Raw genomic sequence first — 21,969 nt, forward strand, 5'->3', positions numbered from 1 at the left:
CGGGGCGCGGGGTCCCCGCGCGCGCCCCCCACCCGCGCCCCCGGCCCGCGCCCCCGGCCCCCGCGGGGGGGGGGGCCCCCGCCCGCGCGCGGGGCCCACCCCTCGTCCGTACCGGGCTACTTGATCTGCTTCATGCAGAGCACGTAGTCCAGGGCCGGGAAGCTCGGGTGCTTGCTGGTGTACCAGCTGTCCGACTTCGGCTGTTTCTCGCAGGACTTCTCGTCGGAGGTGGCGAGGTACTTGTAGACGACCTTGTACTGCGCCTTGGCGTCGGTGCAGGGCACCACGGTGATCTTCGGGTGGGTGTCGTTGGTCTGGTTGGTGCCGTTCGCGTTGTACAGGCAGTCGCCGACCCCGGCCGCGTCCACCTTGCTGTCCGAGTCGGTCGGGGTGCTGACCGGCGGGAGGGTGAGCGTCGGCGCCGGCAGCGTGTAGGTCGGCGAGGGGATGACCGGCGGCGGCGTGGGCGAGAGGGTCAGCCGGGTCGGGGTCGGCGTCGGGTCGGCGGCCGGGTCGGTCTTCCCGGGGCCGAGCACGCCGGTGGCGGCCAGGGTCACCGCGGCCACCAGCGAGACCGGCACCAGCAGCATCGCGATGTGCGGCCGGCTGGTCAGCGGGACGCCCGGGTTCAGCTGCGGGCCGTGGCTGCCCGGGACGGGCGGCTGCAGCCGCTTGAACTTGTTGTGCGGGCCGAGGTTCAGCAGCAGCGTGATCGGGGTCAGCAGCCAGGACACCAGGCTCCACCAGCCCTGGACCAGCGTCCGGGCCGACATGTCGCGCACCGTCGCCGTTCCGCAGGTGCGGCAGAACGGGCCGGTCATCCGCAGCATCCGGTAGGCGATGATCAGGCCCTGGTGGCCGCGGACGGTGGCGTTGACCGCGGGGTAGCCGCCGCAGAACCGGCAGGTGGTCCCGTCCATCGGGGGCGGCGGCGGGTACCCGTAGCCGTAACCGCCCGGCGGGGGCTGGACGCCGTACGGCTGCTCGGGCGGCGGCGGCGCGCTCGGGTAGCCGTACCCGGGCGGCGGCGGCGGGGGCGGCGGCGGGGCGCCGTAGGAACCGCCGGAGGCGTACGGGTTGCCGTCGCCCGGTGGCGGGCCGTACGGCATCTGGGGCGGAGGCGGAACGGACAAGGGGTCCCCCGGGAAAGGAAGAGCGGAAGAGTTCAGGACTTCTTCACCGGCGGGACGCCGGTGGTGGCGGGCGCCAGCGGGCCGAGGCAGAGCACGTACCGCTTCTTGTTCCAGCGGCGGCCGCTCTTGCCCGAGACGGCGGTCGTGGTCTGCGGCGTCTGCTGGCAGCGGGTCACGTCCGTGGTGCCCTCGAACTTCGACAGCACCCGGTAATTCGCTTTGGTGTCAGTGCACTTGACGATCTCGACGTCTCGGGAGCCGCTGGCGTGCACACAGTCGCCGGCCTTGGCGCTGCTGACGCTCGGCCCGGCCACGAAGTAGCCCACCGCCAGCGCCAGGCAGCCGCCGACCACCCCGACGATCCGCAGCTTGGAGCGGATGCCGCGCTTGGCGGCCGGCGCGGGCTGCACCGGCGGCGCGGGCTGCGGGTAGCCGTACGGCCCGGGGGGCGGCTGCCCGTACGGCTGCTGCCCGTACGGCGGTTGGCCGTTCGGCTGCTGCCCGTAGGCGGGTGGCGGGCCGAAGCCGGGCGGGGGCGGCGGCGCGGGCTGTCCGTAGGCCGGCGGCGGCCCGTACGGCGCGGCCGGCGGGGGGACGGGTGCCCCGTACGGCGGTGCTGCGGGCGGGCCCACCGGGGCCGACGAGGGCGGCCCGTACGGATTGGGCGGTGTGCTCATCAGTTCGTCCCCCGAGACAGAGTTCTGTCGCTACGACAGGTTCGAGTACCTTAGCGAGTCGGTCGGACGCCGTCGGCCCCGAGCCCCGCGGGTTTCCAGGAGGCCTGGTCAGCGGGGGAGGGGACTCCGGCGGGCGGAGCGCAGGTAGAGGACCGCCGTCAGCGCGTATACCCCGGCGACCCCGAGCACCACCGCGACCGAGCGGCCGGACAGCGGCAGCACCAGCGCGGTGACCAGGGCGGCGGCCACGAAGGCGACGTTGAACAGCACGTCGTAGATGGCGAAGACCCGGCCGCGGTACTCGTCCTCGACCGACTCCTGGACCGCCGTGTCGGCGCAGATCTTGGTGCCCTGGGTGACCACCCCGAGCAGCAGGGCGGCGAGCAGGCAGGGCACCAGGGTGAAGCTCAGGCCCAGTGCCGGGACGAAGACCACCGGGGCGACCAGGCAGGCCGTCATCCACCCGGCCAGGCCCAGCCGGCGGGTGCACCAGGGGCTGACCAGCGCGGCGACGAAGAACCCGGCGGCGGACAGGCCGACCGCCTGGCCGAGGGTGACCAGCCCGGCCGCGCTGTCGGTCGGGTCGTTGAAGGTGTACCGGGCGAGCATCACCACCACCACGATCAGCACGCCGTAGCAGAACCGGGCCGCGGTGACGGCGGCCAGCGCGTGCACGGCGGGCCGGCAGTCCCGGACCAGGTGGCGCACTGCGGCGCCGAGTTCGACGGCGGCCCGGACCAGTGCCTGGCCGAGCCCCGGGCGGTCCCGGTGCTGCTCCGGGCCGAGCAGGTCGCGGTCCATCCGCCGGGCGGCCAGCGCGGCTGACAGGTAGAGCAGCGCGGCCACCGTGACCAGGGCGGCGTCGGCCTTCGGCCCGGGGGCCATCAGCTGGTGCAGCGCGAAGCCGATGCCCCCGCCGGAGGCGGCGGCGACCGTCCCGAGGGTGGGGGAGAGGGCATTGGCGGTGACCAGCTGGTCCTGCTCCACCACCCGGGGCAGGGCGGCGGACAGGCCGGCCAGGATGAACCGGTTGAGCGCGGTGACCAGCAGGGCCGAGGCGAAGAACAGCCAGGTCGGGGCCTGTGCCAGCAGCAGCGCGCCGGTGCCCAGGCCCAGTCCGAAGCGGGCCAGGTTGCCGAAGTAGAGCACTTGGCGGCGGCGCCAGCGGTCCAGCAGCACACCGGCGAACGGGCCGATCACCGAGAACGGCAGCAGCATCACGGCCAGCACCGAGGCGATGTCGGCGGGGGAGGACTGCTTCTCGGGGGAGAAGACCACGTACGCGGCGAGCGAGACCTGGAAGACGCCGTCCGAGAGCTGGGAGAGCACCCGGGCGGTCAGCAGCCGCCGGAAGTCGCGGCCCTTCATCAGGTCGAGGAGCGTGGCGCGGTGCGCGGACTGGTGGGTGCTGCCGTTCTCGGTGATCGCCACCCGCCCAGAGTGCCATGGAACCGGCCGCTGTTTCACGTGAAACATTGGCCGCGAGAACGTGAAGGGCCCGCGATCCGGAGACCACGGGCCCTTCCTGCGAGCTGGCGGCGCTCAGCGCTCAGCGCTCAAGGCTCAGCGCTCAACAGTCGCGAACCTCGCTGCGCTCAGCGCTCGACCTCGCCGCGGATGAACTTCTCGACGTTCTCGCGGGCCTCGTCGTCGAAGTACTGCACCGGCGGGGACTTCATGAAGTACGAGGAGGCCGACAGGATCGGGCCGCCGATGCCGCGGTCCTTGGCGATCTTCGCGGCGCGCACGGCGTCGATGATGACACCGGCGGAGTTCGGGGAGTCCCAGACCTCGAGCTTGTACTCCAGGTTCAGCGGGACGTCGCCGAACGCGCGACCCTCGAGGCGGACGTACGCCCACTTGCGGTCGTCCAGCCAGGCCACGTAGTCCGAGGGACCGATGTGGACGTTCTTGGCGCCCAGCTCGCGGTCGCGGATCTGCGAGGTGACGGCCTGGGTCTTGGAGATCTTCTTGGACTCCAGGCGCTCGCGCTCGAGCATGTTCTTGAAGTCCATGTTGCCGCCGACGTTCAGCTGCATGGTGCGCTCGAGGATGACACCGCGGTCCTCGAACAGCTTGGCCATCACGCGGTGCGTGATGGTCGCGCCGACCTGGGACTTGATGTCGTCACCGACGATCGGCACGCCGGCCTCGGTGAACTTGTCCGCCCACTCCTTGGTGCCCGCGATGAACACCGGCAGGGCGTTCACGAAGGCGACCTTGGCGTCGATGGCGCACTGGGCGTAGAACTTGGCCGCGTCCTCGGAACCGACGGGCAGGTAGCAGACGAGGACGTCGACCTGCTGGTCCTTGAGGACCTGGACGACGTCGACCGGCGCCTCGTCCGACTCCTCGATGGTCTCCAGGTAGTACTTGCCCAGGCCGTCGAGGGTGTGGCCGCGCTGGACGGTCACGCCGGTCGGCGGCACGTCGCAGATCTTGATGGTGTTGTTCTCGCTGTTGCCGATGGCGTCGGCCAGGTCGAAGCCGACCTTCTTGGCGTCGACGTCGAAGGCGGCGACGAACTCCACGTCGCGGACGTGGTACTCACCGAACTGGACGTGCATCAGCCCGGGGACCTTGCCGGCCGGGTCGGCGTCCTTGTAGTACTCGACACCCTGCACCAGCGACGCGGCGCAGTTGCCCACGCCCACGATGGCTACGCGAACCGAACCCATTCCGGTTGCTCCCTGTGATCTCATGAGGCCCGCCGGGGTAGGCGGAACTCGTCCTGCTTCTTCGATGACTGCGTGCACGGGCGCGAGGCGCCCATTCCTGCCGCGCGGCACAGGGCTGGCGCGGTGTCAGCGCTCCTGGGCGGAGCGCCCCGGGCGGTCGTACGGTGGCCCGGACGGGTCCGGGGACCCGGTCTCCTGGCCACGGCCGTCCGAAGTCTTGCGGGGTCCGGCGGCGCTGCCGCCGGCGTCGGGGCCGGTCTTTCCGGTGCGGTTGGACCGCTCGGTCTCGATCAGCTCGTTGAGCCAGCGGACCTCGCGCTCCACCGACTCCAGTCCGTGCCGCTGGAGTTCGACGGTGTAGTCGTCGAACCGCTCGCGGGCGCGGGCCAGCGAGTTGCGCATCCGCTCCAGCCGCTCCTCCAGCCGGCTGCGGCGCCCCTCCAGGACGCGCATCCGCACGGCCCGGTCGGTCTGGCCGAAGAAGGCGAAGTGCACGCCGAAGTGCTCGTCCTCCCAGGCGTCCGGGCCGGAGTCGGCGAGCAGCTCCTCGAAGCGCTGCTTCCCCTCGGCGGAGAGCCGGTAGACGATCTTGGACCGCTTGCCGTTGAGCGCGGTGGCCGGGACGTACTCGACGTCGGGGTTGTCCTCGACCAGGAAGCCCTGGGCGACCAGGCTCTTCAGGCAGGGGTAGAGCGTCCCGTAGGAGAGCGCCCGGAACGTTCCGAGCAGGATGTTCAGCCGCTTGCGCAGCTCGTAGCCGTGCATCGGGGCGTCGTGGAGCAGCCCGAGGACGGCGAACTCCAGCACTCCTGAGCGCCTGCCCACTGTCGCCGCCCTCCTCCCGCTCGGTGTCCGATCGGCCGCTGCATCCGGCGGTATACCGCTTCGATGTATCGGCTCGATATATCGAGAACAGTAAACCCGACCCCCGGAACGGGCAAGAGGGGCGCGCGTGAATGTGATCACAAGCCGACGCGCGGCTGGTGTTGGCAACGGGCTTGTAATGATCTGTTGCCGTTTTGCGGGCATTGGCAACTGATGTCCGATTAGTTGTATATCCGTGCTGCGTACGCTGTCGCGTGTGCACGAGGACCACCTCCGGGATCAGGGCGGTTGGCGGGCATCGGACGTGAACCCTGCCTTCAGGCTGGAAACGCCTGGCGAGGAGTGGCTGGAAGATGAGCGAGCGACGGCGAAGGACGCCCAACCCGGGCGGTGAGGGGCAGCAGCCCCCGGGAGGCGGTGGCCGTCAGGGCGAGGGGCCGGGACCCGACGAGCTGCGCTCGGACGGCGCCGGTCGGCGACGACCCTCGGGGGTCAGGGAGACCGCACAGCAGCCCCGGATGACCCGTGCGGAGATGCGCAAGGCCGCCCAGAAGAAGGGCGCCAAGGGGGGTGGCCGGCGTGGTGACGCCGCGGCCGCCTCCGCCGCCGCGGCCGCCGGCCCCGGCAAGAAGCGCTTCATCGACTACCCGCGGTTCGGCAAGACCGGCGTCCGGCGCTGGCTGCCGTCCTGGAAGCAGTGGCTGAGCGCCTTCGTGCTGGTCTTCGGCTGCTTCGTGGGCCTGGTGTTCTACCTGTACCAGACCACCAAGGTCCCGGAGTTGAACGAGCTGGTCAAGGACCAGAACACGATCTACTACTGGGCCGACAACACGGAGATGACCCGCAAGGGGCAGACCAACCGTCAGATCGTCGAGCTCAAGGACATCAGTCCGCACCTCCAGGACGCCGTCATCGCCGCGGAGAACAAGAGCTTCAAGACCGACAGCGGCATCGACCCCAAGGGCATGCTCCGCGCGGTCTGGAACATGGCGAAGGGCGGTGAGACCCAGGGCGCCTCGACGATCACCCAGCAGTACGTGAAGAACGCCTACCTGAGCCAGGAGCAGACCCTCAGCCGCAAGGTGAGGGAGTTCTTCATCACGCTGAAGATCAACCAGGAGAAGGAGAAGCCGGAGATCCTCACCGGCTACCTGAACACCAGCTGGTTCGGCCGCGGTGCGAACGGTGCCCAGGCGGCCGCCCAGGCGTACTACGGGGTGGACGCCAAGGACCTCAACGTCTGTCAGAGCGCCATGCTGGCCGGTCTGCTCAAGGGTGCGGCGTACTACGACCCCACCAACCCGGCCAACAAGGACCGGGCCCAGGGCCGGTGGAACTGGATCCTGGACCAGATGGTGGACACCAAGGCCATCACCCCGGAGGAGCGCGCCAAGTGCACCGCGTTCCCGGACCCGATCGCGCAGAAGCCCAACTCCAACATGAACGGTGAGATCAGCTACCTGGTCGACACCGCCAACAAGTACGTGATGGCCACCGACAAGACGATCACCCAGCAGATGATCGACCGGGGCGGCCTGAAGATCTACACCACCTTCGAGAAGGACAAGGTCGACGCGCTGAAGAGCGCCGTCGACGCCGTCAAGGCGGAGAACCTCAACCCGCAGAAGCGGCCGGACAACGACACCAACATCCAGTTCGGCTCCGCCAGCATCCGCCCCGGCGACGGCGCGATCGTCGCCCTCTACGGCGGCGACGGCGTGGAGAACGGCCACTTCGACAACAACGCCGACGCCACCGGCGTCCAGGTCGGCTCGACCTTCAAGCCCTTCGTGCTGGCCACCGCGATGCAGACCGGCGTGCAGACCGCGAAGGACGACAAGGGCAAGCCGAAGCGGATCAACGCCGACAGCCGCTACCTGGCCGACGACATGTCCGAGATCCGCAAGGCGGACGGCTCGCTGGTGATCGGCGACGACGGCAAGCCGTACCGGCAGAAGAACGAGGACGCCGGCAAGCGCGGCTACGTCTCGCTGCGGATGGCCATGCAGTACTCGTACAACGTGCCCTTCGTCCAGCTGAACCAGGACGTCGGCGGCCAGAACGTGGCCGACATCGCGGTGCAGATGGGCATCAAGAAGGAGAGCCTCGCCGACCCGAAGACGGCGACCTTCCCGCTCGGCACCTCCACCATCAGCCCGATCCGGATGGCCACCGCCTACGGCACCCTGGCGGCCAGCGGCAAGGAGGCCGAGCCGTACTCGGTCACCAAGGTCGAGGTGAGCGGCGTGGAGCGGCCGGGCTTCGGCAAGAAGGAGCCCAAGGTCGCGCTGGAGCCGGCCGTCGCCGACAACGTCACCGACACGCTGGTGAACGTGGCGGTGAACGGTACCGGTAAGAAGACGAAGGACCTGGGCCGCCCGGTGGCCGGCAAGACCGGTACCACCGACCAGAACAAGTCGGCCTGGTGGGTCGGTTACACCCCGCAGCTGGCGACCAGCGTCGCGATGTGGCGCGAGGACCCGACCAAGCACGAGCGGCAGTCGCTCAACGGCACCGGCGGCAAGGAGTCCATCCACGGTGGTGACATCCCGACCGATGTCTTCACCCGGTACATGAAGGCCGCACTGGCCAACGAGAAGAAGATGGACTTCCCGACCCCGCAGCCGGTCGGCACCGAGGTCGACTCCTCCGGCGCGCCGTCCACGGCCAGCGCGGCGGCGACCCCGACCACGACCGACAGCCCGACGGCCCCGCCGGCCGCCCAGACGCAGGCGCCGCAGCCGCCCGTGCAGCCGCAGCCCACCCAGACCTGCGTGCCCGGCGTGGACTGCCCCGGCGACCAGCCGACCCCCTCGCACACCAGGCCGAACCCGGGCAACAGCTGCCTGCCGGTGATCGGCTGCCAGACGCAGCCGCCGGGACCGACGGACACCACGCCGCCGGGCGGCGGCAACGGTGGCGGCGGCGGACGCCCGACCGGCGGCGGCAAGCCGACGCCGAGCAGCACGGGCGGTCTCCAGGGCGGCGGGGCGGCCGGGCAGTAGCCCCGGCCGGGCGGAACCCGGAACCCGGAACCACGGCGGTGGCGGTCCTCCTCGGAGGGCCGCCACCGCCGTTTCCGTCGCGGCCACCGCGCCCGCCGGCGGCGCAGAGGTACAGACCGTTGCGGGGTCCTCCTCGTCCCGGCGGGACGGGTGCGGCAGGATGTCCGGCATGACGTCGAGCGATCGTGACGAAACCGCCGGGCCGGACGGGTCCGGCGCCGCCGCAGGGCCCCTCCCGGCAGCCGTCGCCACGGCCGCGCCGCCGGCCAACACCGTGGTCGTGCCGGCCGACGAGGACCCGGTGGCGGCGGCCGGCAGCGAGGTGTTCGGCGGGCCCCCGGGCCGCCGGGCGCTGCTCGGCGTCTCCTGGTGGGTCCCGGCGCGCTTCCTGGCGCTCGCGGTGATCGTGGTGTCGGTGCTCGGGATGGTGCAGAAGCTGCCCTGCTACGAGCAGGCCTGGTTCCAGCCGGGCTCGCCGCAGTACATCCACGCCTGCTACAGCGACATCCCGCACCTGTTCTCCGGACGCGGCTTCGCGGCCGGGCTGCACCCGTACGTGGACCGCGTCCCGGGCTCCTCGGGGGACCTCCAGTACCTGGAGTACCCGGTGCTGACCGGCCTGTTCATGCAGGTCGCGGCCTGGCTGACGCCGGGCGGAGGGGACCAGCAGAGCCAGGAGCAGTGGTTCTGGGCGATCAACGCCGGGATGCTGATGGCCTGCGCGGTGGTCGCCGCGGTGGCGCTCTCCCGCACCCACCGGCGCCGTCCGTGGGACGCGCTGCTGTTCGCGCTCGCCCCCGTCCTGCTGCTCAACGGCACCGTCAACTGGGACCTGCTCGCGGTCGCCCTGGCCGCCGTGGCGATGGCCTGGTGGAGCGGTGCCCGCCCGGGCTGGGCCGGTGTCTTCATCGGCCTGGCCACCGCGGCCAAGCTCTACCCGCTGCTGCTGATCGGCCCGCTGCTGGTGCTCTGCTGGCGGGCCGGCCGGTGGCGCGAGTTCCGGGTGATGCTGGGCGGCGCGGTCGGCTCCTGGCTGGTGGTCAACCTGCCGATCATGCTGGCCAACTGGCGGGGCTGGTCGACCTTCTACGTGTTCAGCAAGCACCGCGGCGAGGACTACGGCTCGTTCTGGCTGATCCTGATGCAGCGCCGGGGCGCCGGGCTGGCCGACCTCGACGTCTACATCGGCGTGCTGATGGTGCTGGGCTGCCTGGCCATAGCGTGGCTCGGCTTCTCGGCCCCGCGCCGGCCGCGCTTCGCCCAGCTGGCCTTCCTGGTGGTCGCGCTGTTCGTGCTGGTCAACAAGGTGTACTCGCCGCAGTACGCGCTCTGGCTGCTGCCGCTCGCGGTGCTGGCCCGGCCGCGCTGGCGGGACTTCCTGGTCTGGCAGGCCTGCGAGGTGCTCTACACCCTGGGCATCTGGTCCCACCTGGGCCTGGTCACCGGCTCCAAGCAGCACGGGATCGGCGAGGGCTGGTACCACTTCGCGATCGGGCTGCACCTGCTGGGCACGCTGTACCTGGTCGCCCTGGTGGTCCGCGACGTCCTCCACCCGGACCGCGACCCGGTCCGCTGGGACGGCAGCGACGACCCCTCCGGCGGGGTGCTGGACCACGCCCCGGACGTGTCCGTGCTGGGCACCGCCCGCCGGCTGCGCGAGGAGGAGAGCTACGCCGGGTACGCGCCGGCCGGCCCCGAGCAGTGGCTCAACGAGCCCGAGCTGCCGGAGCCGGCCGAAAAGGCCTAGCCGGTCGGAAAGGCCTGGCGGGTCGGAAAGGCCTGGCGGGTCAGCGGTCCACCACGCGGTCGAAGTGCGTGGTGGTGTGCCGGACCTGGAGACCGAGCTCCTCGCCGATCGCCGGGGGCTTGGTCTCCCCGTCCAGGAAGAGCAGCGAGACCTGCATGTGCGGCGGCTCGGCGAACCACAGCTGCTTGCCGGCCCAGTGGAACGGCGACTTGGTCTTGTTGACGGTCGCCAGGCCGGCCCGGGCGATGCCCTTGGCCCGCGCCCCCATGCTCTGGAGGTACTTGGGCGCCTCCAGGCCGATGCCGTGCGCGGTGCCGCCGGCGACCACCAGGATGTGGCCGTCGGAGGGCGCCGGGTGCTGGCGGTAGCCGTAGCGGTCGCCCTTCTGCAGCGGGGTGACGTCCAGGACGGTGGCCCGGACCTCCAGCGCGGCGTGGTCGCCGAGCCAGAGCCGGGTGCCGATCCGGGCCCGGAAGACCGTCTCCGGGTAGCGCTGGGCCAGCTGGTCCATGCCGGCCGCGCCGAGGTGGCTGACGAACACGGTGTGCACCGGGATGCCGGCCGCCCGGGCGGTGTCCACCCAGTACGCGACCTCCTCGATCGGGCTGGAGCCGTCCGGCCGGTCCATCGGCAGGTGCAGCGCCAGGCCCTCGAAGGCGACGCCCTCCAGCTCGTTGGCGACGGTGCGCAGGTCGGCCGCGCTCACGCCGTGCCGGCGCATGGTGGTCATGCACTCCAGCACCACCCGGGCACCGTGCAGCGAGCGCAGCGCCTCCACGCTGGCCACCGTCCGGATCACCCGGGCGTGCGGCAGCGGGAGCACCTCCTCGCCGACCCGGTACGGGGTGAGCACCAGCAGCTCGCCGCCGTACCACTCGGCGGCGTCGGCCGCCTCGTACGCGGTACCGACGGCGAGCACCCCGGTGCCCAGCAGCGTCGCCTCCTCGGCCAGCCGGTGGTTGCCCAGGCCGTAGCCGTTCCCCTTGGCGACGGGCACCAGGCCGGGGAACTCGGCGAGGACGGAGCGCTGGTGGGTGCGCCAGCGTTCGGTCTCGAGGTAGAGCGACAGCGTCATCGGGTCAGCCTCCTCAGCGGCGGGACATGTAGAGGTCGAGGGCCTTGTGCAGCAGCTTGTTGAGCGGGAAGTCCCACTCGCCGAGGTACTCGGCCGCCTGGCCGCCGGTGCCGACCTTGAACTGGATCAGGCCGAACAGGTGGTCGTTCTCGTCCAGGGTGTCACTGATGCCGCGCAGGTCGTACACCCCGCCGCCGAGGGCGTAGGAGTCGCGCATCATCCGCCACTGGATGGCGTTGGACGGCTTGACCTCGCGCTTGTGGTTGGCCGAGGCGCCGTAGGAGTACCAGACGTGCTCGCCGACCACCAGCATCGTGGTGGCGGCCAGCGGCTCGCCCTCGTGGTAGGCGATGTAGAGCCGCATGCGGTTCGGGTCCTCGGCCACCAGGGCCTTCCACATCCGCTGGAAGTAGGCCAGCGGGCGCGGGGTGAACTTGTCGCGCTCGGCGGTGACCAGGTAGAGCTGGTGGAAGATCGGCAGGTCGTCGTAGCCGCCCTGGTAGACCTCGACGCCGCTCTTCTCGGCCTTCTTGATGTTGCGGCGCCAGAGCTGGTTGAAGTTCTTGTGGATGTCGTCCAGCGAGCGGTTGGCCAGCGGCACCTGGAAGACGTAGCGGGGCTGGACGTCGCCGAAGCCGGCGCCGCCGTCCTCGCCCTGCAGCCAGCCGGCCTTGCGCAGCCGGTCGGCCACCTCGAAGGCGCGGGCCTCGTACCAGTCGGCCTCGACGTCGCGCAGGCGCTTGGCCTGCTTGCCGGCGATGGCCTCCTTGATGGTGGGGGCGTTCCAGCGGCGGATGACGATCGGCGGGCCCATCTTCACCGAGAACGCGCCCTGCGACTTGAGGTGCGCCAGCATCGGGGAGAGCCAGCGGTCGAGGTCGCGGTCGAACCAGTCGATGACCGGTCCCTCGGGCAGGTAGGCGAGGTAGCGCTTGAGCTTGGGCAGCTGGCGGTAGAGGACCAGGCCGGCGCCGACGAGCTGGTCGGTCTCGTCGAACCAGCCGATCGACTCGGAGCGCCACTCGGCCTTCACGTCGCCCCACGACGGCACCTGCATGTGGCTGGCCGAGGCGCGGCTCCTGATGAAGGCGAGGTGCTCCTCGCGGGTGATCGTCCTCAGGCGCAGGCTCATGTGCTCGGTGCTCCTCGTCGTCGGGCTGCGGTGGCCCAGGTTCTCGGGCTGACCTTATCGTCCGGGGTCCGGGCGCCCGTCGCTGCGGGCACGGCGGCGCCCCCGTCGGGTACCTGTCTCCTCTGCAGATACGCGACGGGGGCGGCGAGGGTTCCGGGCGGGGCCTGTGGGCTCGGTCCCAGCGGTGCGGTCCGGGGGCGTGCGAGGGGGCGCGGGGGCCCGGTTCAGCCCCAGAGACCGCCGCGGGCGATGCCGAGGTAGAAGCCGATCGCGGCGGCGCCGAGTGTGATCATCAGGACGAAGCGCTCGGCGGTGGTGACCGAGACGAACATGCCCCACAGGCCCGTGACGATGCCGAACAGGCCGGTCCACGAGGTCAGCAGGTGCAGGTTGTGGAAGAACGAGGTGGTGAAGGCGATCACGCCCAGCACGGCGGTGACGCCCACCAGGGCGTTCTCGCGGGGGTGCGGGTGGCCGTCGGTGTTCAGGGTGAGGGCGGGCATGCGGTGGACGGACTGTGCCATGGGTCCCACCTCCTGGCGTGGAGACGAACGGGCAGGAATCCCGTTCCGTCCAGATTGCGGCGCTTGGGCCGCTCTCACAACCCCTATGCGTTTTGTTCGGCCGTCCGGGTGCAGGTAGGCTGTGCCGTCTGCACTGGTGTAGTTGTGCCCCCTTTGCACCCTCTACCGGGTGGGATCCGCCTCCGGGCGGAGCGGGGGCCGATTGTCCGACCCGGCCGCTACGGTGGGCCGGAGTCGTCACTGCTCCGGTGCCGACGCTACGCACAACCCTCCTGCCACGGAGAGACCGTGGCCGCTGAGTCCAAAGGAGGTGGGTTACTCATGCGTCACTACGAGCTGATGGTCATCCTCGACCCCTCGGTCGAGGAGCGCGCTGTCTCCCCCCTGATCGAGAACTTCCTCACCGTCGTCCGCAACGCGGGTGGCAAGGTGGAGAAGGTCGACACCTGGGGTCGCCGCCGTCTGGCTTACGAGATCAACAAGCAGTCCGAGGGCATCTACTCGGTCATCGACCTCAAGGCCACGCCTGAGGTCGTCAAGGAGCTCGACCGCCAGCTGGGCCTGAGCGAGTCGGTTCTGCGGACCAAGGTCCTGCGCCCGGACACCCACTGAGCCACCTCTGAGGCCTTCGGGTCTCGGGTAGCTCGCGTCCGCTGTTTCACGTGAAACAGCGGTGAACGGACATCTTCCCGAGAGGTCATCACCACCATGGCAGGCGAGACCGTCATCACCCTCGTCGGCAATCTCGTCGACGACCCCGAGCTGCGCTTCACCCCGTCGGGTGCGGCGGTCGCGAAGTTCCGCATCGCGTCCACCCCCCGCACCTTCGACCGTCAGACGAACGAGTGGAAGGACGGCGAGAGCCTCTTCCTCACGTGCAACGTCTGGCGGCAGCCGGCGGAGAACGTGGCCGAGTCGCTGCAGCGCGGCATGCGCGTCATCGTGCAGGGCCGACTGCGCCAGCGGTCTTACGAGACCAAGGAAGGCGAGAAGCGGACGGTCTTCGAGGTCGAGGTCGACGAGGTCGGTCCGAGCCTGCGCTCGGCGACCGCCAAGGTCACCCGGGCCAACCGGTCCGGCGCCCCCGGTGGCGGCTTCGGCGGCCAGCAGGGTGGCGGCCAGGGCGGCGGCGGCAGCTGGGGTGGAAACTCCGGCGGCGGCGGCCAGCAGGGCGGCGGCAGCTGGGGTGGAAACTCCGGCGGCGGCCAGTCCGGCCCCTCCGACGACCCCTGGGCCTCCAGCGCCCCGTCCGGTGGAAACCAGGGCGGCGGCTGGGGTGCCCCGGCCGGCGGCGGTGGCGGCTACTCGGAAGAGCCCCCGTTCTAAGAGCTGACAGATTTCGTGCGGCCCGGCCGTCGGCGTCCCCGGACGCCCGCCGGGCCGTGAACCCCAAATGGAGCACACAATGGCGAAGCCGCCTGCTCGCAAGCCGAAGAAGAAGGTTTGCGTCTTCTGCAAGGACAAGGTCAACTACGTTGACTACAAGGACACGAACCTGCTGCGGAAGTACATCTCCGACCGCGGCAAGATCCGTGCCCGTCGGGTGACCGGCAACTGCACCCAGCACCAGCGTGACGTCGCCACGGCCGTGAAGAACAGCCGTGAGATGGCGCTGCTGCCCTACACCAGCACCGCGCGCTAAGAGAGGGTGACCAAGTAATGAAGATCATCCTCACTCACGAGGTGCCGGGTCTCGGCTCCGCCGGCGAGGTCGTCGAGGTCAAGGACGGCTACGCCCGCAACTACCTGGTCCCGCGTGGCTTCGCCATCCGCTGGACCAAGGGTGGTCAGAAGGACGTCGACGCCATCCGTCGCGCCCGGAAGATCCACGAGATCCAGACCCTCGAGGCCGCCACCGCGGTCAAGGGTCAGCTCGAGGGCGTCCAGGTCAAGCTGGCCGTCCGCTCGGGCGACGCCGGCCGTCTGTTCGGCTCGGTGACCCAGGCCGACGTCGTCGAGGCCATCAAGGCCGCCGGCGGCCCGGCCGTGGACAAGCGCGCCGTCGCGATCGCCTCGCCGATCAAGACCGTGGGCTCCCACAAGGTCTCGGTCAAGCTGCACTCGGACGTCGTGGCCAACCTCGACGTCGCCGTCGTGGCTGCCTGAGCTCCGTAGAGCACAAGGCCTGAGGGCCGGACTCCTCCGGGAGTCCGGCCCTCGGTCTTTTCCGGTCCGGTTCTCTTCGGGTCTCAGCCGCGCACCGCTCCGGTGACCAGCCACTTGCCGCCGCGGGCGCGCCAGGCCAGGAAGCCGGCCCGCAGCAGCATGAACAGGTTCATCGCCCACCAGAGCCCGGCCAGTCCGGTGCCGGTGGCCGGCACCGCCAGGGCCACCGGGACGAACACCGCCAGGGTGGCGAGCCCGGCCCAGGCCAGGTAGCGGCCGTCCCCGGCGCCCATCAGCACGCCGTCCAGCACGAAGACCGGGCCGGCCACCGGCTGGGTGAGCGCGAGCAGCAGCAGGGCGGTGTCCAGCTGGGCCCGGACGGCCGGATCGGGTGTGAAGAGCGGGACGTACAGCGGGCGGGCGACCACCACCAGCAGGCCGAGCACCAGCCCGGAGACGACGCCCCACTCGACCATCCGCCGGGTGGCGGCCCTGGCGCCGGGGACGTCCGAGGCCCCGAGGTAGCGGCCGATGATGGCCTGGCCGGCGATCGCGATCGCGTCCAGCGCGAAGGCCAGGAAGTTGAACAGCGCCATGGTGATCTGGTGGGCGGCGACCTGGTCGTCGCCGAGCCGGGCGGCGACCGCGGTGGCGGTCATCAGCACCGCGCGCAGACTGATCGTCCGGACCAGCAGCGGGCCGCCGGCCCGGGCACTGGCCCGGATGCCCGCGGTGTCCGGCCGCAGCGAGGCCCCTTCCCGGCGGGCGCCGCGGACCACCACGACCAGGTAGGCGGCGGCCATCCCGGTCTGGGCGAGCACGGTGCCCCAGGCCGAGCCGGCCACCCCGAGCCCGGCGCCGTACACCAGGCCGGCGTTCAGGCCGATGTTGGCGGCGAAGCCCGCGACGGCCACCACCAGCGGCGTGCGGGTGTCCTGGAGGCCGCGCAGCACCCCGGTGGCGGCCAGCACCATGAGCATCGCCGGGATGCCCAGCGAGCTGATCCGCAGGTACGTCACCGCGTGCGGCGCGGCGGTCGCCGAGGCGCCCAGCGCGTCGGCCGCCCAGGGCGCCAGCACCAGGGTGAGGAGGACCACCGGGACGGCCAGGCCCAGGGCGAGCCAGATGCCGTCGATGCCCTGCTGCACGGCGCCCCGGCGGTCCCCGGCACCGATCCGGCGGGCGACCGCCGCGGTGGTCGCGTAGGCGAGGAAGACGAACACGCCGGTCGCGGTGGAGAGCGCGGCGGAGGCGACGCCCACCCCGGCCAGCTGGGGGGTGCCGAGGTGGCCGACGATCGCCGAGTCGGCCATCAGGAAGAGCGGTTCGGCGACGAGCGCGCCGAAGGCCGGGACGGCCAGAGCGAGGATCTCCCGGTCGTGCCGGCGTCGCGAGGGCTTCGGGGCCGGGGTCGGGGGCGAGGCGGTCATGGGCTCCAGGCTACTCATCCACAGGTAATGGATGTAAGGCCCTAGTGACTATTACTCGAAATCTTGAGCGGCGCGGTTCGTCCGCTCTGCGCCCACAGCCGTTCGGAGGTGTGTGAAGAATTTCTCATGCACAGGACCGGGAAGAGGTAATCCCAGGTCAACAGGTTGACGGTGGATCGATTGTTCGGTTATCCACAGGGGCGTCCACAGGGGTGTCCACAGCTTTGCGGCAGTTCTCCACAGGACGGGGCCGGTCATCCACACCCCCTGTGGATAACCGCCTTGGCGCAACGGCGTCCGGCGCCTTAGCGTGGGCCCTCCGCCCGACACTCCCGCCGCCCCGGCGTCCGTTTTGTCGGGACCGTGGCGTACAAAGAGGAGCGGCTCCGCTCCACCCAGCCACCGGCAAGCCCGCTCCACCTTCGCACCACTCGCTGATCGGGGAACACGCGTGACCGGCCCCCAGTACGACGACCACGACGCCCCGCCGCCGGAGGAGGACTGGCAGCCCGCCGAGGACCCCTTCCCGGCCGGCGCCTTCGACGACGCCCCCTTCCCGGACGGCCCGGGGGACCGGCTGCCGGTCTCGCGCGGCCGTGGCCAGGGCGGCCAGGGCGGCCAGGGCGGGGGCCGTGACGGCCAGAAGGGCGGCTTCCAGAAGGGCGGCAAGGGCGACCGGAAGGACGGCGGCTGGCAGCGCCGGGACGAGGGCGGCGGCGACGGGGGCGGGGGCGTGGACGGCTTCGAGCGCGTCCCGCCGCAGGACCTGGACGCCGAGAAGTCCGTCCTCGGCGGCATGCTGCTCTCCAAGGACGCCATCGCCGACGTCGTCGAGGTGCTCAAGCCGGTCGACTACTACCGGCCCGCGCACGAGATGGTCCACGGCGCGATCCTCGACCTCTACGCCCGGGGCGAGCCGGCCGACCCGATCACCGTGGCCGGCGAGCTGACCAAGCGCGGCGAGCTCCAGCGCGTCGGCGGCGCCTCCTACCTGCACACCCTGGTCAACTCCGTCCCGACCGCGGCCAACGCCGAGTACTACGCCCAGATCGTGCACGAGCGCGCGGTGCTGCGCCGGCTGGTCGAGGCGGGCACCCGGATCGCCGGCATGGGCTACGCGGCCGAGGGCGACGTGGACGAGATCGTCAACGCCGCCCAGGCGGAGATCTACGCCGTCACCGAGCAGCGCACCAACGAGGACTACGCCCCGCTCTCCGACATCATGGAGGGCGCCCTCGACGAGATCGAGGCGATCGGCTCCCGCAACGGCGAGATGTCCGGCGTCCCCACCGGCTTCGCCGACTTCGACCAGCTCACCAACGGCCTCCACCCCGGCCAGATGATCGTCATCGCGGCCCGTCCCGCGATGGGCAAGTCCACCCTGGCGCTGGACTTCGCCCGGGCCTGCTCGATCCACCACAAGCTGCCGAGCGTGATCTTCTCGCTCGAAATGGGCCGCAACGAGATCGCCATGCGCCTGCTCTCCGCCGAGGCCCGGGTGGCGCTGCACCACATGCGCTCCGGGAACATGACGGACGACGACTGGACGCGGGTGGCCCGCCGGATGCCCGACGTCAGCGAGGCGCCGCTGTTCATCGACGACTCGCCGAACCTGTCGATGATGGAGATCCGCGCCAAGTGCCGCCGGCTGAAGCAGCGCAACGACATCAAGCTGGTCGTCATCGACTACCTCCAGCTGATGCAGTCCGGCGGCTCCCGGCGGGCCGAGAACCGTCAGCAGGAGGTCTCGGACATGTCCCGTAACCTCAAGCTGCTGGCCAAGGAGCTGGAAGTCCCGGTCATCGCGCTGTCCCAGCTGAACCGTGGTCCCGAGCAGCGCACCGACAAGCGGCCGATGGTCTCGGACCTCCGCGAGTCCGGCTCGATCGAGCAGGACGCCGACATGGTCATCCTGCTGCACCGCGAGGACGCCTACGAGAAGGAGTCCCCGCGCGCGGGCGAGGCCGACCTGATCGTCGCCAAGCACCGTAACGGTCCGACCGCGACGATCACGGTGGCCTTCCAGGGCCACTACTCGCGCTTCGTCGACATGACCCGGGACTGAGCCCGGGCCCCGTCCGGAGCGGTCAGACGGTGACGGTGGCGCGGAAGAGCGTGCCGCCGGTGCCGGAGAGGCGGGTCGGGGTGCCGGTGGCGGGGAGGAAGGCGGCCTGGCCGCGGGCCAGGTCCAGGACGGTGCCGTCGGCGGCGGTCAGCCGGGTGGCGCCCTCGGTGCAGAGCAGGATCTGCGGGGTGCGGCCGTCGATCTCGCGCTCGGCGCCGTCCAGGACGAAGCGGGAGAGCCGGAACTCGTCGATCGGGACGGGGTAGAGCTCCTCGCCCGGGGTGTTCTCGACCGGGGCCGGCTCCAGCGGCTCGGGGGCGCCGGCCTCGAAGACCACGACCTTCAGCAGCTCCGGCACGTCGATGTGCTTGGGGGTGAGGCCGGCCCGCAGCACGTTGTCGGAGTTGGCCTGGAGCTCGACGCAGACGCCGGACAGGTAGCCGTGCGGGACCCCGGCGCCCAGGTAGAGCGCCTGGCCGGCCCGCAGCCGGACGTGGTTGAGCAGCATGCCGGCGACCACGCCGCGGTCGTCCGGGAAGTCCTCGGCGATCCGGGCGTACGGGGCGTACTCCCCGTCCGGGTCGGTCGCCGCCAGCACCTCGACGGTCCGCCGGACGGTCTCCGGGTCCAGCGCGAGGGCGGCGGTCAGGGCGCCGCGCAGGGCCTCGGAGTCGTCCTCGGCGGCCAGCCGCCCGATCACCGGGGCGAGCCCGGGCACCCCGAGCCCGGTCAGCAGCCGGGCCGCGTCGGCGGGCCGCCGGAAGCCGCACAGGCCGTCGAAGTCGCCCAGCGCGCAGACCATTTCGGGCTTGTGGTTGGCGTCCCGGTAGTTGCGCTCGGGGGCGTCCAGGGGGATCCCGAGGGCGTTCTCGGCGGCGAAGCCGGCCCGGGCCTGGTCGAGCGTGGGGTGGGCCTGGATGGACAGCGGGATGCCCGCGGCCAGGACCTTGAAGAGGAACGGCAGGGTCGGGCCGAACCTGGCCACGCTCGCGGCGCCCAGCTCGCCCTCGGGGTCGGCCGCGATCAGCTCGTCCAGCCGGCGCGGGCCCTCGCCGCGGTCGGCGCGGGACGGGGCGCCGGGGTGGGCGCCCATCCACAGCTCGGCCTGCGGTTCACCGGTCGGCCGCTGCCCGAGCAGCTCGGGCAGGGCGGTGAGCGACCCCCAGGCGTACGGGCGGACGGTGTTGACGAGCCTGTCCATGCGCGCGGTCCTACTCCTTCGCAGTCTGGGCGGCCCCGGATGTCCCGAGTCCGGATCGCCGGGGCGGGCCCGGCGGTGCGGGCGGTCCGGGCACGGGCAAGGGAAACGACCCTAGCCGAACGGTGTCACCCACGGGGAAACGGTGGCCACCGGGTGGGAGTGCCACGGCCGGACCTGCGGTTCCCGGCGCGGTAGTAGGATGCCAGGACGCAGTAGCCTCCGCCCTGCGCGCAGTTCGCCACCGAGGTCCTCCCGGCGGGCTGCCGGCGGAGCCGCGTTCCAGAGTGCGGGCGCCGGTGTTCCGAGACCCCCCGTCATCGGCCGAGAGGTTTGTACGTGACCGTGAACCAGCAGAGTTTTGCTGATCTCGGCAAGGTCCTGGTGATCATCCCGACCTACAACGAGGCGGAGAACGTCGAGCGGATCGTCGGCCGGGTCCGTGCCGCCGTTCCCGAGGCGCACGTCCTGGTCGCCGACGACAACAGCCCCGACGGCACCGGCGAGCTGGCCGACAAGCTGGCCGTCGAGGACGAGCACGTCCACGTCATGCACCGCAAGGGCAAGGAGGGCCTCGGGGCCGCCTACCTCGCGGGCTTCCGCTGGGGCATCGACAACGGCTACGACGTCCTGGTCGAGATGGACGCGGACGGCTCGCACCAGCCCGAGGAGCTGGACCGGCTGCTGGGCGCGCTGCGCGGCGCCGACTTGGTGCTGGGCTCGCGCTGGGTGCCGGGCGGCCGGGTGGTGAACTGGCCGAAGTCCCGGCTGCTGCTCTCGCGCGGCGGCTCGACCTACTCGCGGCTGATGCTGGGCGTGCCGATCCGGGACGTCACCGGCGGCTACCGGGCGTTCCGCAAGGAGACCCTGCTGGGCCTGGGCATGGACGAGGTCGCCTCGGCCGGGTACTGCTTCCAGGTCGACCTGGCCTGGCGCACGGTGAAGGCCGGGTTCAAGGTCGCCGAGGTGCCGATCACCTTCGTCGAGCGCGAGCTGGGGGCGTCCAAGATGAGCCGCGGCATCGTGGTCGAGGCGCTGTGGCGGGTGACCACCTGGGGTGTCACCGACCGGCTGGCCAAGCTGCGCGGGGCCACCGCGAAGCGCTGACCGACCGAACCGTTCCTGGCCGAAGGGCCCGTCCACCGAACCGGTGGACGGGCCCTTCCGCATGTCCGGGGGAGGTGCGCCGGGCGCCCGGGGGGCTCAGCAGCCGCTCCTGAGCACGCCCTCCGGCAGGTAGCGGTCGGCCCAGACGGCCAGTTCGGTGAGCGCGGGCTTGAGCGCGAAGCCGGCCTCGGTGAGCCGGTAGCTGACCCGCAGCGGCGGGCCGGCGTCGACCTCGCGGACGACCAGCCCGGCCTCGGCCAGCTCGGTCAGCCGGTCGGAGAGCATCCGCTCGCTGATGCCCGGGACGGCGCGGCGCAGCTCGGAGAAGTACGCGGGGCCGCCGTTGGTGAGGACGCCCAGCAGCATGCCGGTCCAGCGCTTGCCGAGCAGGGTGAACACCCGGGTGAGGGCCAGGTCGACGTTGCGGCACGGGCCGGGGCCCTCGGCGCCGCACGCGTCGGTGGCGATCGGGACTCCGTCGGTCACTGCCTCGTGCTCGGCCATGGGTCCAGCCTACTCGAACCCCTACTAGTGACTATAGAAAAGTAAGCTGCTACCGTAATTGCAGTCGCAGCGAAATCAGCAGCTACTTATTATCTGGAGGCACTGCCATGCCCACGCTCCTGCACCTCGACTCCTCCGCGATCGCCGACGGCTCCGTCTCCCGCGAGGTCACCGCCGCCTTCCGCGCCGCCTGGCAGGCCGAGCACCCCGAGGGCACGGTGATCTACCGGGACCTCGCCGCCGACCCCCTCCCGCACCTCGACGGGCACGGCATCAGCGCCGGATTCGCCCCCGCCGAGGCCCACAGCGCCGAGCAGGCCGCCGCCTTCGCGCTGCGCGAGCAGGTGATGGCCGAGCTGGAGCAGGCCGACGCCGTGCTGATCGGCAGCCCGATGTACAACTTCACGATCCCGTCGACCCTCAAGACCTGGCTGGACCACGTGATCCTGGTCGGCCGCACCGCCGGCGAGACGCCCTCCGCCAAGGGCACCCCGGTCACCGTGGTCGCCTCCCGCGGCGGCTCGTACGCGCCCGGCGCCCCGCGCGAGCCGTTCGAGTTCGTCACCACCTACCTGGAGAAGGTGCTGACCGGCATGCTCGGGCTGGAGGTCGACTTCATCGTCCCGGAGTTCACCCTGGCGGCCGCCGTCCCGGCGATGGCCGACTTCGTCCCGAAGGCCGTCGAGTCCAAGGCCCAGGCCCTGGAGCAGGCCGCCCGCCGGGCCAAGGAAGCGGCCGCCCGAGCCGCGGTGTGACGTGCACC

20 protein-coding genes are annotated in these 21,969 nt (G+C 71.5%); 9 read left to right on the plus strand and 11 right to left on the minus strand.

What is annotated here, in order from left to right:
- Nucleotides 1-116: 116 nt before the first annotated feature.
- The 5 genes from ACFVXH_RS34050 to ACFVXH_RS34070 all read right to left on the minus strand — a co-directional run bounded on the left by ACFVXH_RS34050 (nucleotide 117) and on the right by ACFVXH_RS34070 (nucleotide 5,313).
- Entirely contained in the window at nucleotides 117-1,133 is a 1,017-nt protein-coding gene (locus ACFVXH_RS34050) for a hypothetical protein (protein ID WP_143204515.1), read from the minus strand.
- 32 nt (nucleotides 1,134-1,165) lie between these two features.
- Entirely contained in the window at nucleotides 1,166-1,810 is a 645-nt protein-coding gene (locus tag ACFVXH_RS34055; RefSeq protein WP_387829724.1) for a hypothetical protein, read from the minus strand.
- 108 nt (nucleotides 1,811-1,918) lie between these two features.
- A complete protein-coding gene (locus ACFVXH_RS34060; protein WP_369808287.1) occupies nucleotides 1,919-3,241 on the minus strand; it encodes an MFS transporter in 1,323 nt (440 codons plus the stop codon).
- 164 nt (nucleotides 3,242-3,405) lie between these two features.
- On the minus strand, nucleotides 3,406-4,488 hold the full coding sequence (locus tag ACFVXH_RS34065) for an inositol-3-phosphate synthase (RefSeq protein WP_049651119.1): 1,083 nt from the start codon (nucleotides 4,486-4,488) through the stop codon (nucleotides 3,406-3,408).
- 126 nt (nucleotides 4,489-4,614) lie between these two features.
- A complete protein-coding gene (locus ACFVXH_RS34070; RefSeq protein ID WP_049651118.1) occupies nucleotides 4,615-5,313 on the minus strand; it encodes a PadR family transcriptional regulator in 699 nt (232 codons plus the stop codon).
- Nucleotides 5,314-5,831: 518 nt separating this feature from the next.
- Here ACFVXH_RS34070 and ACFVXH_RS34075 point away from each other — a divergent pair.
- Together ACFVXH_RS34075 and ACFVXH_RS34080 are read left to right on the plus strand one after the other, a co-directional pair.
- Nucleotides 5,832-8,318, plus strand: coding sequence for a transglycosylase domain-containing protein (locus tag ACFVXH_RS34075; RefSeq protein ID WP_387829727.1), 2,487 nt, complete (start codon nucleotides 5,832-5,834; stop codon nucleotides 8,316-8,318).
- Between the two features lie 169 nt (nucleotides 8,319-8,487).
- Complete coding sequence (locus ACFVXH_RS34080) at nucleotides 8,488-10,065, plus strand: glycosyltransferase family 87 protein (protein ID WP_049651115.1); 1,578 nt, start codon at nucleotides 8,488-8,490, stop codon at nucleotides 10,063-10,065.
- 40 nt (nucleotides 10,066-10,105) lie between these two features.
- Here the strand turns inward: ACFVXH_RS34080 and ACFVXH_RS34085 are convergent, their stop codons facing one another.
- From ACFVXH_RS34085 to ACFVXH_RS34095, 3 genes are all read right to left on the minus strand, one after another.
- Nucleotides 10,106-11,140, minus strand: a complete 1,035-nt coding sequence (locus tag ACFVXH_RS34085; RefSeq protein ID WP_049651114.1) for an alanine racemase — start codon at nucleotides 11,138-11,140, stop codon at nucleotides 10,106-10,108.
- Between the two features lie 13 nt (nucleotides 11,141-11,153).
- A complete protein-coding gene (locus ACFVXH_RS34090; protein ID WP_074001890.1) occupies nucleotides 11,154-12,272 on the minus strand; it encodes a peptidoglycan bridge formation glycyltransferase FemA/FemB family protein in 1,119 nt (372 codons plus the stop codon).
- Between the two features lie 224 nt (nucleotides 12,273-12,496).
- On the minus strand, nucleotides 12,497-12,796 hold the full coding sequence (locus ACFVXH_RS34095) for a hypothetical protein (RefSeq protein WP_074001889.1): 300 nt from the start codon (nucleotides 12,794-12,796) through the stop codon (nucleotides 12,497-12,499).
- Between the two features lie 321 nt (nucleotides 12,797-13,117).
- Between ACFVXH_RS34095 and rpsF the strand changes: the two genes are divergently transcribed.
- From rpsF to rplI, 4 genes are all read left to right on the plus strand, one after another.
- The gene (rpsF, locus tag ACFVXH_RS34100; protein ID WP_049651111.1) at nucleotides 13,118-13,408 is read left to right on the plus strand and encodes a 30S ribosomal protein S6; all 291 of its coding nucleotides are present in this window, start codon (nucleotides 13,118-13,120) and stop codon (nucleotides 13,406-13,408) included.
- Nucleotides 13,409-13,504: 96 nt separating this feature from the next.
- Nucleotides 13,505-14,122: a single-stranded DNA-binding protein gene (locus tag ACFVXH_RS34105; protein WP_049651110.1), complete on the plus strand. Its 618-nt coding sequence runs from the start codon at nucleotides 13,505-13,507 to the stop codon at nucleotides 14,120-14,122.
- Between the two features lie 79 nt (nucleotides 14,123-14,201).
- Nucleotides 14,202-14,438, plus strand: coding sequence for a 30S ribosomal protein S18 (gene rpsR / locus ACFVXH_RS34110; protein ID WP_030059640.1), 237 nt, complete (start codon nucleotides 14,202-14,204; stop codon nucleotides 14,436-14,438).
- Nucleotides 14,439-14,455: 17 nt separating this feature from the next.
- Nucleotides 14,456-14,902, plus strand: a complete 447-nt coding sequence (gene rplI, locus ACFVXH_RS34115; protein WP_049651109.1) for a 50S ribosomal protein L9 — start codon at nucleotides 14,456-14,458, stop codon at nucleotides 14,900-14,902.
- Nucleotides 14,903-14,985: 83 nt separating this feature from the next.
- On the opposite strand, the gene ACFVXH_RS34120 is transcribed toward rplI, so the two are convergent.
- Complete coding sequence (locus tag ACFVXH_RS34120) at nucleotides 14,986-16,332, minus strand: MATE family efflux transporter (RefSeq protein WP_049651108.1); 1,347 nt, start codon at nucleotides 16,330-16,332, stop codon at nucleotides 14,986-14,988.
- Between the two features lie 451 nt (nucleotides 16,333-16,783).
- On the opposite strand from ACFVXH_RS34120, the gene dnaB reads away from it, so the two are divergent.
- Complete coding sequence (gene dnaB, locus ACFVXH_RS34125; protein WP_387829731.1) at nucleotides 16,784-18,397, plus strand: replicative DNA helicase; 1,614 nt, start codon at nucleotides 16,784-16,786, stop codon at nucleotides 18,395-18,397.
- Nucleotides 18,398-18,419: 22 nt separating this feature from the next.
- Here dnaB and manA read toward each other — a convergent pair whose 3' ends face one another.
- Complete coding sequence (gene manA / locus ACFVXH_RS34130) at nucleotides 18,420-19,598, minus strand: mannose-6-phosphate isomerase, class I (RefSeq protein ID WP_387829733.1); 1,179 nt, start codon at nucleotides 19,596-19,598, stop codon at nucleotides 18,420-18,422.
- A gap of 336 nt (nucleotides 19,599-19,934) precedes the next feature.
- On the opposite strand from manA, the gene ACFVXH_RS34135 reads away from it, so the two are divergent.
- Nucleotides 19,935-20,702 carry a polyprenol monophosphomannose synthase gene (locus tag ACFVXH_RS34135; protein WP_074001887.1) on the plus strand — a complete coding sequence of 256 codons (768 nt, stop codon included), beginning with the start codon at nucleotides 19,935-19,937 and terminating at the stop codon, nucleotides 20,700-20,702.
- A 96-nt stretch (nucleotides 20,703-20,798) separates the two neighbouring features.
- Here the strand turns inward: ACFVXH_RS34135 and ACFVXH_RS34140 are convergent, their stop codons facing one another.
- A complete protein-coding gene (locus tag ACFVXH_RS34140) occupies nucleotides 20,799-21,206 on the minus strand; it encodes a helix-turn-helix domain-containing protein (RefSeq protein ID WP_117488718.1) in 408 nt (135 codons plus the stop codon).
- A gap of 107 nt (nucleotides 21,207-21,313) precedes the next feature.
- Here ACFVXH_RS34140 and ACFVXH_RS34145 point away from each other — a divergent pair, with 107 nt between their 5' ends.
- Entirely contained in the window at nucleotides 21,314-21,961 is a 648-nt protein-coding gene (locus ACFVXH_RS34145) for an FMN-dependent NADH-azoreductase (protein ID WP_387829736.1), read from the plus strand.
- Nucleotides 21,962-21,969 lie beyond the last annotated feature (8 nt).

It is taken from the genome of Kitasatospora sp. NPDC058184 (genome assembly GCF_042883725.1).
Classification (GTDB): domain Bacteria; phylum Actinomycetota; class Actinomycetes; order Streptomycetales; family Streptomycetaceae; genus Kitasatospora.